General features: G+C 64.3%; 14 protein-coding genes. 11 read left to right on the top strand and 3 right to left on the bottom strand.

Annotation, left to right across the window (positions count from 1 at the left end; all coding sequences use genetic code 11):
• The first annotated feature begins 31 nt into the window (after positions 1-31).
• From BDOA9_RS17445 to BDOA9_RS17475, 7 genes are all read left to right on the top strand, one after another.
• Positions 32-1453 carry an amidase gene (locus tag BDOA9_RS17445; RefSeq protein ID WP_025035244.1) on the top strand — a complete coding sequence of 474 codons (1422 nt, stop codon included), beginning with the start codon at positions 32-34 and terminating at the stop codon, positions 1451-1453.
• An 84-nt stretch (positions 1454-1537) separates the two neighbouring features.
• Entirely contained in the window at positions 1538-2488 is a 951-nt protein-coding gene (locus BDOA9_RS17450; RefSeq protein WP_025035245.1) for an ABC transporter permease, read from the top strand.
• Positions 2485-3372 carry an ABC transporter permease gene (locus BDOA9_RS17455; RefSeq protein WP_025035246.1) on the top strand — a complete coding sequence of 296 codons (888 nt, stop codon included), beginning with the start codon at positions 2485-2487 and terminating at the stop codon, positions 3370-3372. Before BDOA9_RS17450 ends, BDOA9_RS17455 begins: the two co-directional genes overlap by 4 nt.
• A gap of 2 nt (positions 3373-3374) precedes the next feature.
• The gene (locus BDOA9_RS17460) at positions 3375-4388 is read left to right on the top strand and encodes an ABC transporter ATP-binding protein (protein WP_025035247.1); all 1014 of its coding nucleotides are present in this window, start codon (positions 3375-3377) and stop codon (positions 4386-4388) included.
• The gene (locus BDOA9_RS17465) at positions 4385-5389 is read left to right on the top strand and encodes an ABC transporter ATP-binding protein (RefSeq protein ID WP_025035248.1); all 1005 of its coding nucleotides are present in this window, start codon (positions 4385-4387) and stop codon (positions 5387-5389) included. The genes BDOA9_RS17460 and BDOA9_RS17465 overlap by 4 nt, the downstream gene beginning before the upstream one ends.
• 56 nt (positions 5390-5445) lie before the next feature.
• Positions 5446-6939: an ABC transporter substrate-binding protein gene (locus tag BDOA9_RS17470; protein WP_025035249.1), complete on the top strand. Its 1494-nt coding sequence runs from the start codon at positions 5446-5448 to the stop codon at positions 6937-6939.
• Positions 6940-7120: 181 nt separating this feature from the next.
• Complete coding sequence (locus BDOA9_RS17475; protein ID WP_192859576.1) at positions 7121-8788, top strand: amidase family protein; 1668 nt, start codon at positions 7121-7123, stop codon at positions 8786-8788.
• A 65-nt stretch (positions 8789-8853) separates the two neighbouring features.
• Here the strand turns inward: BDOA9_RS17475 and BDOA9_RS17480 are convergent, their stop codons facing one another.
• Positions 8854-9093, bottom strand: coding sequence for a hypothetical protein (locus BDOA9_RS17480; protein WP_025035251.1), 240 nt, complete (start codon positions 9091-9093; stop codon positions 8854-8856).
• Between the two features lie 167 nt (positions 9094-9260).
• On the opposite strand from BDOA9_RS17480, the gene BDOA9_RS38865 reads away from it, so the two are divergent.
• The gene (locus BDOA9_RS38865) at positions 9261-9437 is read left to right on the top strand and encodes a hypothetical protein (protein ID WP_192859577.1); all 177 of its coding nucleotides are present in this window, start codon (positions 9261-9263) and stop codon (positions 9435-9437) included.
• A gap of 204 nt (positions 9438-9641) precedes the next feature.
• Here BDOA9_RS38865 and BDOA9_RS17485 read toward each other — a convergent pair whose 3' ends face one another.
• The gene (locus tag BDOA9_RS17485; RefSeq protein ID WP_244521487.1) at positions 9642-10862 is read right to left on the bottom strand and encodes a hypothetical protein; all 1221 of its coding nucleotides are present in this window, start codon (positions 10860-10862) and stop codon (positions 9642-9644) included.
• Positions 10863-11812: 950 nt separating this feature from the next.
• Entirely contained in the window at positions 11813-12709 is an 897-nt protein-coding gene (locus BDOA9_RS17490) for a LysR family transcriptional regulator (protein WP_025035253.1), read from the bottom strand.
• Positions 12710-12801: 92 nt separating this feature from the next.
• On the opposite strand from BDOA9_RS17490, the gene styA reads away from it, so the two are divergent.
• From styA to BDOA9_RS17505, 3 genes are read left to right on the top strand one after another with little or no spacing between them, the layout of a single operon-like run.
• Positions 12802-14052 (top strand): styrene monooxygenase subunit StyA, encoded by a 1251-nt coding sequence (styA, locus tag BDOA9_RS17495; RefSeq protein WP_025035254.1) that lies wholly within the window; start codon positions 12802-12804, stop codon positions 14050-14052.
• Between the two features lie 28 nt (positions 14053-14080).
• Positions 14081-14383 carry an EthD family reductase gene (locus tag BDOA9_RS17500; RefSeq protein WP_042336170.1) on the top strand — a complete coding sequence of 101 codons (303 nt, stop codon included), beginning with the start codon at positions 14081-14083 and terminating at the stop codon, positions 14381-14383.
• Entirely contained in the window at positions 14383-14910 is a 528-nt protein-coding gene (locus BDOA9_RS17505; RefSeq protein ID WP_025035255.1) for a flavin reductase family protein, read from the top strand. Before BDOA9_RS17500 ends, BDOA9_RS17505 begins: the two co-directional genes overlap by 1 nt.
• Positions 14911-15005: the final 95 nt, after the last annotated feature.

Here is a 15005-nt window from a genome sequence, read left to right on the forward strand (position 1 = left end):
ATGGCGGCCCGCTTCGGAGCGTGATGTGACGATGAACGGCGATCCCTGTCTGCTGTCCGCAACCGAGCTGCGCGGTCTCATTGCCGGAAAGCGGATTTCGCCAGTCGAACTCACCCGCGCCGTGCTTGCGCGCGCCGAGGCGCTCCAGCCCGAATTGAACTGCTTCATCACGTTGTGCGGTGATGAGGCGATCGCAGCGGCGCGCGAAGCCGAGCGCAAGGTGATGGCGGGCGAACCGCTCGGCTTGCTGCATGGTATCCCGGTCACCGTCAAGGACATCGTCAATACCAAGGGGGTCAAGACCACCTTTGGCGCCGTTCCCTACCAGAACAATGTGCCGTCCGAGGATGCCGTCGCCGTCGCGCGGTTGCGCAGCGAAGGCGCCATCCTGATCGGCAAGACCACGACGCCGGAGTTCGGCAGCAAATGCCTCACCGATTCACCTTTGTTCGGACGCACCCGCAATGCGTGGGACGCCTGCCGATCCTCCGGCGGCTCCAGCGGCGGCGCGGCGGTCGCTGTCGCGAGCGGCATCGCGCCGCTGGCGATCGCGACCGACGGCGGCGGCTCGACGCGCATTCCGGCGGCCTGCAACGGCGTGGTGGGCTTGAAGCAGAGCAACGGCGTGATCCCGCACAGCCAGGCGCTCGACGTGTTCGGCAACCAGACCTATGTCACGCCGACCACGCGCACGGTCGCCGACACTGCGTTGATGATGCAGGCGATGGCGGGCGAAGATCCTATCGATCCCTGGTCGATCGGCGTGCCCGTGCCCGACTTCATCGGCAATGCCGCTCCGCGCGGCGATTTGCGCGGGCTGAGGATCCTGTACTGCCTGACGCCGCCGGGCCGTCCGGTGTCAGCCGAGGTCGCCGCCAGATTCAAGGCGAGCCTCGACCGGCTGGCCGGGCTAGGAGCCGAGCTCGAGGAATTCTCCGGCGAGGGCTTCGACATCGAGTCGATCTGGCGCGCCATCAACCACACCGTCTGGCGCACGCGCTTCGCCAAGCTTGCGGCCGAGCATGGAGACGAGCTGAGCGAGGCCTTTCTCAAGCAGCTCGCGCTCGCCAGTGAAGTCAGCGGCGTCGACTACCAGGAGGCGATGTTCGCGCGCACCGCGTTGTTCCACCGCGTGCAATCGCTGCTTGCGCGCGCTCACCTCCTGGCGATGCCGACCCTGACGCGCACCGCGCTGCCGATCAAGCAGGACCTGTTCGGCAGCATCGAGATCGACGGTCGGCATTTCGACAGCGTCCGGCCGCATTGGTTCCCCTGGACCATGCCGTTCAACATGACCGGCCATCCCGCGATCAGCCTGCCCTCGGGCTTTGCCCGCGACGGCTTGCCGATCGGGCTTCAACTGGTCGGCCGTTTCCGGGCTGACGCGGAATTGCTGCGCGTGAGCGCTCTGTTCGAGGCGTCAAGCGACCTTCTGTCCCGCTGGCCTACCTGAGGAGATGGGCATGCAGCAAAGAGCTTGCTTAAGGCGTCCGGACATGTTGATCGTGGCGTGGGTAAGCCCTGAAGCCGAGCGCGCATGAGCGTCTTTGTCCTCCGACGTCTGTTGACTCTGCTGGCGACGCTGGTCGGCGCATCGCTGATCATCTTCCTGGTGCTCGATGCGCTGCCCGGCAATGCCGCGCAGATGCTGATGGGTGCCGACGCTTCGCCTGACGCGGTGCGCGCGCTCACCGTCAAGCTCGGGCTCGACCAGCCGCTGGCGGTTCGCTATTTGCAATGGATCAAGGGCCTTGTCGTCGGCGATCTCGGCAATTCCTATGTCTACGGCACCCCGGTCGGCAGCCTGATCGCAGAGCGGCTGGTGCTGACCATTCCGCTCGCGATCATGGCGATGGCGATCACCGTGACACTGGCGCTCTCCGCCGGGATCTACACCGCCGCCAATCACAACAAGCTCGGCGACGTCGGCGTGATGTCGTTGACCCAAGTGGGCATCGCGCTGCCGAATTTCTGGTTCGCGATTCTCCTGGTGCTGTTGTTCTCGGTGCGGCTGCAATGGCTCTCGGCCGGTGGCTTTGCCGGCTGGGAAGACGGCGTCTGGCTAGGGATCAAGTCGCTGCTGCTGCCGGCGATCTCGCTCGCGGTGGTGCAGGCCGCGATCCTTGCGCGCGTCACGCGCTCGGCCGTGCTCGAAGTGCTGCGCGAGGATTTCGTCCGCACCGCCCGCGCAAAGGGCCTCGGCAAGCGCGAGGTGCTGTGGAGCCACGTGCTGCGGAATGCCATGATCCCCGTGATGACCGTGATGGGGCTGCAATTCGCCAATCTGCTCGCCGGCACCATCGTGATCGAGAACGTGTTCTATCTGCCGGGTCTCGGCCGCCTGATCTTCCAGTCGATCGCCAACCGCGACCTGATCGTGGTGCGCAATTGCGTGATGCTGCTCGCCGCGATGGTGGTGATCGTCAATTTCGTGGTCGATGTCCTCTATGCCTTGATCGATCCTCGCATCAAGGTGCACGACCTGTGAGCGCGCCCATCGCCATCGACGCGCCCGTCGCAACGCGTCCGCTGCCGGCGCGCACGTTCTGGCGCCGCGCGCTGCGACACCGTAGCTTCGTGCTCGGCGGCGCGCTGAGCCTTCTGGTGCTGGCCTCGGCATTGTTGTCGCTGGTATGGACGCCGTGGTCGCCTTACGAGATCGATATCGCGGCAAAGCTGCGCCCGCCTTCGGCCGCGCATTGGCTCGGCACCGACTCCTTCGGCCGCGACATCGTCTCGCTGCTGCTTGCGGGCGCCCGATCCACCATCATGGTCGGCGTCATCGCCGTCAGCATCGGTCTCACCTTCGGCGTCACGCTGGGCCTGATCGCCTCGGCCAGGCGTGGCTGGACGGAGGAGATCATCATGCGCTTTTCCGATTTCACCTTCGCGTTTCCAGCCGTGCTGTCCGCGATCATGCTCGCCGCCGTGGTGGGACCGGGCATGGTGACCTCGATCGTCGCGATCGGCATCTTCCAGATCCCGACCTTGACCCGGCTGACGCGCGGCTCGGCCAACGCGATCTGGGCGCGCGAATTCGTGCTTGCGGCGCGTGCGGCGGGCAAGGGGCGCTTCCGCATCACCATCGAGCATGTGCTGCCGAATATCCTGTCGATCCTGATCGTGCAAGTCACCATCCAGTTCGCGCTCGCCATTCTCGCCGAGGCCGCTTTGTCCTATCTCGGCCTCGGCACGCAGCCGCCGCAGCCGTCCTGGGGGCGGATGCTGAACGATGCGCAGACGCTGCTGTTCCAGTCGCCGATGCTGGCGGTCTATCCGGGCGCTGCGATCGCAATCTCCGTGCTCGGCCTCAACCTGCTCGGCGACGGATTGCGCGACCTGCTCGATCCCCGGCTGGCACGGGAGCGATGACGATGGCCGAGCGCTCCAACATGCCGCTGATCGAAGTCGACAATCTCGGCGTCCGCCTCAACACCAGCCGTGGGCCGGCGCAGGCGGTGCGCGGCGTCAGCTTTGCGCTGAAGCGCGGCGAGACGCTCGGGCTCGTCGGCGAGTCCGGCTGCGGCAAGTCGGTCACGGCGTTGTCGTTGATGGGGCTGCTGCCGGACAGTGCTGGCGTCACCGGCAGCATCAAGCTGGATGGCGACGAGCTCGTCGGACTTGCCGATGTCGACTATTGCCGCCTGAGAGGCAACCGCGTCAGCATGATCTTCCAGGAGCCCATGACCGCGCTCAATCCGATGCACACGATCGGCAACCAGGTCGCCGAGCCGCTGCGGCGTCACAAGAATTATTCGGCGGCGCAGGCACGCACGGAAACAATCGCCTTGCTTGACCGCGTCGGGCTGCCCGATCCCGCGCGGCGTGTCGACGCTTATCCGCATCAATTCTCCGGCGGCCAGCGCCAGCGCATCACCATCGCGATGGCGCTCGCCTGCGAGCCCGACCTGTTGATCGCGGACGAGCCGACCACCGCGCTCGACGTCACCATCCAGGGCCAGATCCTCGACCTCATCGCCGACCTCGTCGAGGAGCGCGGCATGTCGATGATCCTGATCTCGCACGATCTCGGCGTCATCGCCGAGAACGTCCAGCGCATGATGGTGATGTATGGCGGCACCGTGGTCGAGAGCGGACCGACCGACGAAGTCTTCCGCCGCATGGGCCATCCCTACACGCAGGGCCTGTTCCGTGCCCGGCCCAAGCTCGGCGCGCGCAAGGGGACGCGGCTGAAGACGATCTCGGGCACGGTGCCGGAGCTCGCCGATCTGCCGGCCGGCTGCACCTTCTCCGATCGCTGTCCGCTCGTGATCGACCAGTGCCGCGCCGCGCTGCCGCCGATGGTGGACGTCGGCCCCGGCCATTTTGCACGCTGCATCCGAACGGACGTGTCGATGGCCGAACGCGTCGGAGCGCTGACCGCATGAGCACCGCGCCGCTTCTCGACGTCCGGGATCTCGAGCAGCGCTACACGCTGCCGCGCGAAAGCCTGTTCCGTCCGCCGGGGCAGGTGCGCGCGCTCAACGGCGTCAGCGCGCAGGTCCAGGCCGGCAAGAGCCTCGGCATCGTCGGCGAGTCCGGCTCCGGCAAGTCCACCTTCGCGCGCGTCGTGATGGCGCTGGAGCGGCCGACCGCAGGCCAGGTCGCTCTGCTCGGGCGCGATCTCAACCGCCTGCCGGCCGACGAGCTGCGCCGCGCCCGGCGCGATTTCCAGATGGTGTTCCAGGACCCCTATGGCTCGCTCGATCCGCGGCAGACCATCGCGCGGATCGTCGCCGAGCCGCTGACCGTGACGGAAGGCGCCGACCGCACCACGTTCCGCGACCGCGTAGCAGCCGTGCTGCGTCAGGTCGGCCTGCGCGATGCGGACATGGAAAAATATCCGCACGAATTCTCCGGCGGCCAGCGCCAGCGCATTGCCATCGCACGCGCGCTGATCACCCAGCCGAAGCTGATCGTCGCCGACGAGCCGGTCTCCGCGCTCGACGTCTCCGTGCAGGCCCAGGTGCTGAACCTGATGCAGGACCTCCAGGAGCAGTTCGGCCTGAGCTACATCCTGATCAGCCACGACCTCGCCGTGGTCGACTATCTCTGCGACGAGGTCGCGGTGATGTATCTCGGCCGCATCGTCGAGCAGGGCCGGCCGGAGGATTTGTTTGAGCGCGGCGCCCATCCCTATACGCGGGCGCTGCTGGAGGCGGTGCCGCGGGCCCGCGCGGGGGGTGGCCGGCGCCGGCGCGGGGCCCAGACGATCGCCTCGCAATCGGCGTCGACGGCCGGATGCCCCTATGCATCGCGCTGCGCCCTTGCTGACCAGCATTGCCGCGAGGTTCCGCCTGCGTTACGCAAGGTGGGCGAGGGGCACCTTGCCGCCTGCCACAAGGCCGAGGCCGTGATGGCGTTGCCGCAGGCGGCCATGGAAGGTTAGTGTCCGGGCAGGATTGGCGTTAAGCCTTAAAACAGGATTGGCCGGGGAGTTTGCGCATGTTGAGGAAACTATCGATCGTCGCCTTTGCCGCTGCGCTCGTCGCGGCGCCTTTGCCGGTGCTGGCGCAGAGCAAGAAGGACAGCGTCGTCATGGGGATGACGCTGGAGCCGCCGGGGCTCGACCCGACCAACGCCGCCGCCGCCGCGATCGCCGAGGTCACACTCTACAACATCTATGAGACCCTGACCAAGATCAACGAGGACGGCTCCACCTCGCCGCTGCTCGCCGAGAGCTGGACCGCTTCCCCCGATCTGAAGACCTATACGTTCAAGCTGCGCAAGGGCGTCAAATTCCACAATGGCGAGCCGTTCGATTCCGCCGCGGTGAAGTTCTCGTTCGAGCGCAACGCGGCGCCGACCAGCACCAACAAGGACAAGAGCCTGTACCAGGCCTTCGAGAAGGTCGAGACGCCCGACGCCGACACCGTCGTGATCACCGTGAAATATTCCGAGCCGAACCTGCCGTTCCTGCTCGGGCAGGCGGGCGGCTCGATCGTCGAGCCGAAGAGCGCGGGCACCAATGTCACGCAGCCGGTCGGCACCGGACCTTATCAGTTAGGGGCCTGGGCCAAGGGCTCTTCGATCACGCTGAACAAATGGGCCGACTACCGCAACGCCTCCGCGATCAAGCTGTCGAAGGTGACGATCCGCTTCATCTCCGATCCGGCCGCGCAGGCCGCGGCGCTGCTCTCGAACGACGTCGACGCGTTCCCGCGCATCGCGACCCGCGTCGTCGCTCAGTTCAAGTCCGATCCGCGCTTCACCGTGCTGATCGGCGGCTCCAGGGCCAAGACCATCGTGGCCATCAACCATCGCAAGAAGCCGCTCGACGACGTCCGCGTCCGCCGCGCCATCCTCGCCGCGATCGACCGCAAGGCCTTGATCGACGGCGCCGTCGAGGGTTACGGCACGCCGATCGGCAGCTTCTACACGCCGGGATCGCTCGGTTACGTCGACACCACCGGCGTCAACCCTTATGACCCCGAGAAGGCCAAGAAGCTGCTCGCTGAAGCCGGCGTCACCACACCGCTCGAGCTGTCGTTGAAGCTGCCGCCGCCGCCCTATGCGCGGCAGGGCGGCGAGATTGTCGCGGCCCAGCTCGCCAAGGTCGGCATCACCGCCAAGATCGAAAACGTCGAATGGGCGCAATGGCTGTCGCAGGTGTTCGCGCCTAATGGCCCGCACAATTTCGATCTGACCATCGTCAGCCATGTCGAGCCGTTTGACCTCGTCAAGATCACCGAGCCGGACTACTACCTCGGCTACAACAACGAGAAGTTCAACGCGCTCTACAAGCAGATCGTTTCGACGCCGGACGAAGCCGGCCGCGCCAAGCTGCTCGGCGACGCCCAGCGCATGTTGGCGACCGATGCGGTCTCGGCCTACCTGTTCCAGCCGCAATGGCCCACCGTCATCAACAAGAAGCTGAAGGGCGTGTGGAAGGAAGTCCCGCAGTTCGAGAACGACTTCTCGGCATGGGCCTGGGAGTAGGCAGCGTCCGTTGCTGTCCCTCTCCACGCGTTGGAGAGGGCAGCTCCAAACAAAAACCTGAAAAACAACCCCATGCACAGTAGACGGGATTAGTCATTTCAATGGCTTGCACGCTGCGCCTGTGTGATCGACGAGATTCGCCCGAAAGTTGACCCGTCGGGCAAAACACTGGCATGATGGCATGCTCGCGTCTCGTGGTGGAGAGGCGCTGTCGGGCGAGGCAGACGTGCAGAAATCATCCCGCCGCGATGCCGGCATTGCCGCGGCGCCGATCCCCCTGGAGCTCGATCATACATCGATGAGCGATATCGCTCATGCTTTGGCCGATGGGCATGTCACGGCCACGGCGCTGGTCAAAGCCTATCTCGCGCGCATCGAAGCCTACGACCGCGACGGGCCCAAGCTCAACGCGGTGCGCGCGCTCAATCCCGACGCGCTCGCGATCGCCGGCAGGCTCGACGGCGTCAAGCCGTCGACCAAGCGGCCGCTGGCCGGCATCCCGATCCTGGTGAAGGACAACATCGCAACCGGCGAGGAGCAGCCGACCACGGCGGGCGCGCTGGCGCTGCAAGGCGCGCGTGCACGGGACGATGCGACGCTCGTCAAGCTGCTGCGCGATGCCGGTGCCGTGATCCTCGGGAAGGCGAACCTGACCGAGTTTTCCAACATGATCGCGATCGACATGCCCGCCGGCTATTCGTCGCTGGGCGGTCAGGTGAAGAATCCCTATGCGCCGGCGCTGGCCGATGATCACGGCATCCCGATCGTGTCCCCGGGCGGCTCGAGCGCGGGTTCGGCAGTCGCGGTGGCAGCAGGTTTGTGTGCGGCCTCGGTCGGCACCGAGACCTCGGGTTCGTTGCTATTCCCGGCCAGTCAGAATGGCCTCGTCACCGTGAAGCCGACGGTCGGCCTGATCAGCCGCGCCGGCATCGTGCCGATCGCGCATAGTCTGGACACCGCAGGGCCGATGGCGCGGACCGTGCGTGACGCGGCGCTGCTGCTCAACGTGCTCGCGGCCAAGGACCCGCTCGACACCGCGACGCAAAAGCAGCGGCGGCCCGCCGATTTCACCGCCGGCCTTGCCGCCGACGCGTTGAAGGGCGCGCGCATCGGCGTGCCCAGCGATCCCGCCGATCCGCTGAACGATCCCTTCTTCCGCAAGCTGCCCCCCAAAGGAGCGAAGGTGGTGGCCGAAGCGATCAAGGTGCTGGAGGATCTCGGCGCCACCATCGTGCGCGCCAGCATGCCGACGGCCGGCTGGATGAGCGGACCAGGTACGATCATGGCCGTGCTCAACCGCAATCCACAGAGCGCCAACAGGGGCAATGCCGTCCCGCAGCGGATCGTCTTCCTCTACGAGCTGAAACGAGATCTCAACCTCTATCTGAGGGATTGGGCGACCAACACCGCCATCAAGACCATGACCGACATCGTGGCCTTCAACGAGGCGAATGCGGGCAAGGCGCTTCGCTTCGGCCAGGACAACTTCCTCGCCGCCGACCTCACCCGGGGTGACCTCAGCGAACGCGAGTACAAGGCGGCACTTGCCATGGACCTGCTCAGCGCCAGGACGCGCGGCATGGATGCGTACATGAACGGGCACAAGCTCGACGCCGTGCTGTTTCCCGGCAGCGAAGGCGCCGCAATCGCCGCCAGGGCCGGCTATCCCAGCGTCATGGTGCCGTGCGGCTTCGTCACGGGCGTCGACGGCAAGGACACGCCCGACTATCCGTTCGGCGTCACCTTCGCAGGCCGCGCCTGGAGCGAACACAAGCTGCTTCGCCTGGCCTACGCCTATGAGCAGGCCTCCACCAAGCGCAAGCCGCCGCCCGGCTTGCCGGCGCTTTAGAGTGCAGTGGGAAAGGGCCAGCGTGGAGCTGGCCCTTCTGCAGCACTGTAGCGGTCAAGAAGCGCTCACTTCTTGCACTTCTTGGCCGACTCTTTGTCCGCATACGGTCCACAATTGTAGGCGTTGGTCAGTTCGTCCATCGTCTGCGGCCAGCTATCCATGGAGCCCGCCCGGGCACCATTCTGGGTCGTGCCGACGTTCTTCACCTGCTGGGAGTGACGTGGCTCTGCTTGTGCATCAACGGCGAAAGATGCGGAGAGAAAACCGGCCGTAAGAAGGCCGACGAACAGCGTCTTGGTAATCATGGTTAGTCCTTTTGGAGTTTGGGTTCAGCACCCGTTGGTGGCTACGCAAAGCGGAGGGGTTCGAGTATCAGCGCGTTACTTCGTGACTACCGTCACGTACGGACGAGAGGGGTGATGCAAATGTGGTCGCATCGGCCTCGATGATCGCCGATTGAAGGAGAAATGTGATGACCGATGCAATCAATGCGGGGAACGGCCTTCTGGGGGAGCGCGAACTCGACTGCGTGAGCGGCGGCATCAAGGGTGCACTGGAGAGAGTGTGCAGGAAGGACGAAGCAAGGTCTGGTCAAAATGACCCCGCCCAAATGTTTCAACAGATCATGCAGCAATTGGCCGGGCAGTAAGCACACCGCGTGCAGGCCGACGCGGGGGCAGGTACTCGCGGGCCAGTGTGCGTGCGCCGGTTGATTCCGGTGGCACGCGCTGAGAAATCCGCTGTCTGTTCTCACCGATACAGCGGACGCGCCGTCCTGCGCTGGGGAGGGCGCTTTGTGACTATCCAAATCAAGAAGACCGAAAAGGCCGAGACGCGAAGCACTGCGGCCCAACTACGGAAGCCCTTTTGTCATCGTAAAGGGATTGAACCCACGTTCCGCGAGGGCAGCCCACGAAGCTGCGCCCAGATGTGCCAATCGGAAATAGTTTCGCGGCTTGGTTGGGTCGGTGTCCAGCACGAACCCCGTCGGTAAGGCGCTGACAGTCGTGGCATAGAACCCACCATCGGGCGACCTCTGGGATTTGATGACAGCGATCAACGATTCTGCCCTCTCAGTCTTGCCGAGCAATTTCATCAAGAGAGCCATTTGGCCGGTACCTTCGGTCCACACACCGTCCCGGTCTTCACCGTAAGAAAAGCCTCCGCCGACGCTCATTCGCCGTTCGGCGGTCGTGATTGCCGATGCAAATTTCCCGGCCGCTCCGCGAAGCGCCGTTAAAGGCCAGATCTGGGCATCCAGAGCCAAAGTCGGATTATGCGTGACACCGTCTTCAGCGGTCCCCGCGGCGAAACAGGCGCACCCCGGATTCCACATCGTGTTTACGAAGTACTCGGCAATAATTGCCTCGTCGCGCCAGCGTGAATCGCCTGTACGGATCGCAAGAAGGCCAAACGCGGCGGCGAGGTCAGTATTATGTTCAGTCGATTTCCAGGTCCGCACGTCCGGCGCCGGCTCGTGCCCAAACGTACCACCCGTGAAACCGCCAGTGCCGCGCGTATCGGCCCATTGCGCGACCCAGGCGCCAAGCCGCGCTGCACCATCGCGGAACGGAGAGCCGGTGTTCACGTCATCGATCGACAGCAACGCCAGAATGGCCCATGCCATGTTGCCAACATCGCTGCCCACCTGATATCGATCCTCCAGCCATTTGTTCTGAGTATTGTCCCACCACCCTGGAAGTTTGACGGGGCCGTTCACCACACCCGCCGCGTAAGCGTTCCTGAGGCGGCCATCATGCCAGGTGCGGTCGTTACCGACGGCCCAGAGAATCGCCGAGCCAATTCGAGACGCTTTGTCTCGTTCGCCGCAACCGACCAATGCGATGACGGCGACCGCATTGTCATAGAGGTAGGCGGCGCCGTGGAGAGGTCCTGATTCGACGGTCGGATAGCTCGGCAGGAACAGTGGCCCAGACGGCGACGTCTTATCGATTAGGCCAGCGAGGTATCCGCACGCTGACGCTTCCGCTGTTGCTTGAGCCCGGAGTGGAGTGGCGACTACAATGATTGTGGAGGTCGCTACGATCCGTACGAAGGCTGCTATTCGGGCCACTTGCTGTTCTCCGGGTGGACGATAATTCTCTCTATGCCGAGCGGGCGATGTCTTGAAGTGGCCGATCGGCGAAGTTGCGCCTCGTGTGCCGGAGGCCCACTGATCACCTTGTCGAAGAGATCTGAAAGTGGTTTGTCCATTGTAACGTCCACACCTATTCGTGCTCGGCTACTTTGGCGAATCTTGTCCGCTTCTGGACCATCGCTTCCGTTCGGGCGCACCGACGAGTTGTCCGCAAACGAGGCTAAACCGGAATCGGCCGACCGCTGGGAGAATTGGCGACTTTTGACCCGAGGCCGACAATTGTCGCACACGGGAAACGCTATGAACTAAGCTAGGTGAAGCGATTGGAGGCAGCGATGAAGTGCCTACGCATATATGCAACTCCAGACGGTGAATCACATTTTGGGGAAGTTGATATCCCCACGACGCTAACGCGGTCGTTTCCAAATGACGCGCCTGCCGCCAACTATGAATCCTCACGTTCCGCTTTCTACGACGCTTCGCGAGTTCGTTTTGTTCATATCCCTGCCGGGGCGCAGGAGGCGGACTTTCATAATCCGCCAGGGCGGCTCCTGGCCATTTGGCTGGATGGAGAGGTCGAGTTTGAAACGAGTGACGGAGAAATTAGGCGTGTCTCGGCTGGAAAGGCCGTTCTGGTCGAAGATGTGCACGGGAAAGGGCACATCTCGCGCCATCCCCCGGAAGGGCAGAACGTTATACAGGTTATGTTGCCACACGGCCTTGACGCGCCTGCGGCGTAGTCGGCGGTTGGCCCCGAGCCGAACAACGCTGAGGCCATCGCAATGTTGGCTCTCAGGGGTAGACCGGACGCGGAGCCGTACTCACCTCGACTGCCGCTTGTGATCCCTTTGCAGACGTCGAACGCTCAACGGAACGAACCAGTCTCCGTCGCTGCCGAGGGGGCGAGATCACCGTTTCGGCAGCGATCAGGCGAGCGCAAAGACGTCCGCACGTTCGATGATCAGGTCGCGGAACAGTCGCGCCCGGTGTGACATCCATTGCGGGTCGGGATAGACGACGTGCATGGGCAGCGGCGGCACGACGAAGTCGGGCAGCACATGGACGAGACGGCCGGCCGCGATGTGCTCGGTGGTACACCAGGTAGGCAGCACGGCGACGCCTATTCCCTCTAACGCAGCCAGCGTCATCACGTCCGCATCGTCGCAGGTCATCGCCGGGACGATGTCCACGACGTAACGGCCGGTTTCGGATTCGAACGTCCACTGATTCTTCTGCGACAGGCGTGAGTAGGTGACGCAGGGCATGCGGCGCAGATGATCCGGCAGCGAGGGTACCTGATGACGCGCAAGCAGCGCGGGCGCCGCCACCAGCAGCCGTTTGATGGTGCCCACCCGCCGCGCCACGAGCGAACTCGAATTGAGGCTGCCGATCCGGATCGCAAGCTCGGTCCCGGTTTCGATGAGGTCGACGAACTGTTCGGTAAAACTGACGTCCAGCCGGACGTCGGGATACCGACGAGTGTATTCGGCGAAGATCTCACGGAAGAAGAAGCGGCCGAACGACGTCGGCACCGTCATCCGTAAGGTCCCCGACGGATTGCCGATCCGGCTCTGCGTCGGCGCGCCGGCGCTCTCGAGCAGCGCGACGATGTCCTTGGCGTATTTCAAGACGCGGTCGGCTTCCGGGGTCGGCCGCAGCTTGCGCGTGGTGCGCACGAACAGCCGGCAGCGAAACTCGGCCTCCAGCAGCGCGATCCGCTTGCTGATCGCCGGCTGCCCCAAACCGAGGTCGTCGGCGGCCTGGGTGAAACTCCCTGCCTCCATCACCCGGATGAAGGTCTGCAGCGCCTCGATCCGGTCCATTCATTCCTCGCCGGAATTTATATTATTCTGACCATTCCATATACGGCATGTCTGGACCGGTCTAGCCTTCCTGTGTTCAGGGGAGGACACGAATGAGCAAATCGATCGGCATTCTCGGGGCCGGCATCGGCGGCCTGCATCTGGCACTCTACCTGCAGAAGCAGGGCATCGCGGCAACCGTGCTGACGGATCGCGCCCCGGAGCAATATGCGGCGACACGGCTGATGAACACCGTCGCGCATCACAGCGTCACCATTGCGCGCGAGAACGAGCTCGGCGTGAACCACTGGGACGATCCCCAACTGGTCTATCACCACCACGATCATTACTTCAATTTCCCCGACGGCGGGCTCCTGTTCCGCGGTGCATTTCAGCGGCCGAGCCGCGCGGTGGACTATCGGATCTACCTGCCGGCCCTGATGAAGGACTTCGAGGATCGTGGCGGCCTGATCGAATATGCCAGCATTCAGGATGACGACATCCCCGCGCTGGTCTCGCGCTTCGACCTTCTCGTCGTCTCCACCGGCAAAGGCGCCCTCGGGCGCATGTTCGCGCACCGGCCCGAACTCTCTCCGTACAGTCGGCCGCAGCGCCTGCTTTGCGTCGGCCTGTACGACGGCGTCGATCACGGCAGCCCGGACGGCGACGATCCGCGCGGCGTCACCCTCTCGGTCTCGCCCGGCCATGGCGAGATGATCGTCATTCCCACGCTGACTTTCGGCGGCATGAAAACGGCGCTGTTGATGGAAAACATTCCCGGCGGCGACATGGCCGACCTGGTCTCGCTCAGCTACGATGCCGACCCCGCAGCATTCCGCCAGACCCTTCTGGACAAGCTGGAAAAGCATCATCCGCACACCTACGACCGGATCGACACGCACCGCTTCGGGCTGGCCCAGCCGCTCGACCTGCTGCAAGGCGCGGTGGTGCCGACGGTGCGGCAATCCTGGGTGGCTTTCGACGGCGACAAGCTCGCCATTGCCCTGGGAGACGTTCACTCCGTCGTCGATCCCTTGATGGGCCAGGGCGCCAACATGGCCTCCTATGCGGCCTTCGAGCTCGGCAAGGCGATCGTCGAGGCCGTGGCATTCGACGCGCGCTTCGTCGAGAACGTCGACCGCGCGCGCGAGAACCGCGTGCTGGCCGCGGCGCGCTGGACCAACATGATGCTGCAGCCGCCATCGGAGGCCATGGGCCGGCTCATTTTCGCCATGTCGCAGAACCGGGAGCTTTGCGACGAGTTCACCGAGAACTTCAATTATCCGGAGCGCCAATGGGATCGCCTGGCGAGCGACAAGCGCATCCACGCCTGGATCGATAGAAGCGGCAGGATCGCCGCCTGACGACGGCCCATGTCCGAGAGGAATACCCATGCACTGCCTGACCGTTCTTTACCCGAGGCCCGACGATCCATCGGCCTTCAAGGCCTACTACGTCGAAAAGCACGTGCCCCTGGCAGCGACACTGCCCGGTCTGGTGCGTCACAACTACGCTTTCCCCCGTCAACTCGGACCGGGGGAGGCGCCTTTCTGCATCTTCCAGGGATTCTTTTCCGACGCTGCTGCGATGGAGGCGGCGCTCGGTTCGGAGGTCGGCCGGAAGGTCGCGGCCGACGTGCCGAACTATTCGCCCAAGGGCGCGACACTGTGCCATTTCAAGGTCGAAGGCGCGTAATGGGCCATGTTGCCGAACCGGCCGGTTTTCGGGCAGCCGCCTCGCGATTCGCGACGGGCATTACGGTCGTCGCGACCGGCGACCAGGATGGCGCGCCGATCGGCATGACCGCCAACAGCTTCACGACCATTTCGGCGAAACCGCCAACCGTGCTTGTCTCTCTCACGCGCGGGCGGACGTGGCAGGCCGTGGCCAGGTCCGGCATCTATTCGGTCAATGTGCTGCATGCGGACGACGCTGCGCTCAGCGCGCACTTTGCTGGAAGGCCTTTGTTGCGCGACGCTCCGCCGCTCGTCTCGCGCGAAGGATTTTTCGTGCTCCCGCAGGCCATCGCGCAGTTCGCCTGCGAGGTGGTCCAAGCGATCGATGTCGCCGACCACACGCTCTTCATCGGCGAGGTGCGCTGGTGCCGGCACAATGAGGGAACGCCTCTCGCATTCTACGCCAGCCGTCTTCGTAAGGGCGTGGGGATGGAAATCTCTTCCGCGGATCATGTTGCCTATCCCGGTGACGGATGGTGGACCTGAGACGACGATTGGCCCCTGAGCTGTCATTCACCTCAAGGTTATAGTATAAGGCGATACCTCCCCAGGATGAGGGCGCTGCGGCTTGCCAAATCGTC

Origin of the sequence: Bradyrhizobium sp. DOA9, assembly GCF_000617845.2 — a bacterium.
Taxonomy (GTDB): domain Bacteria; phylum Pseudomonadota; class Alphaproteobacteria; order Rhizobiales; family Xanthobacteraceae; genus Bradyrhizobium.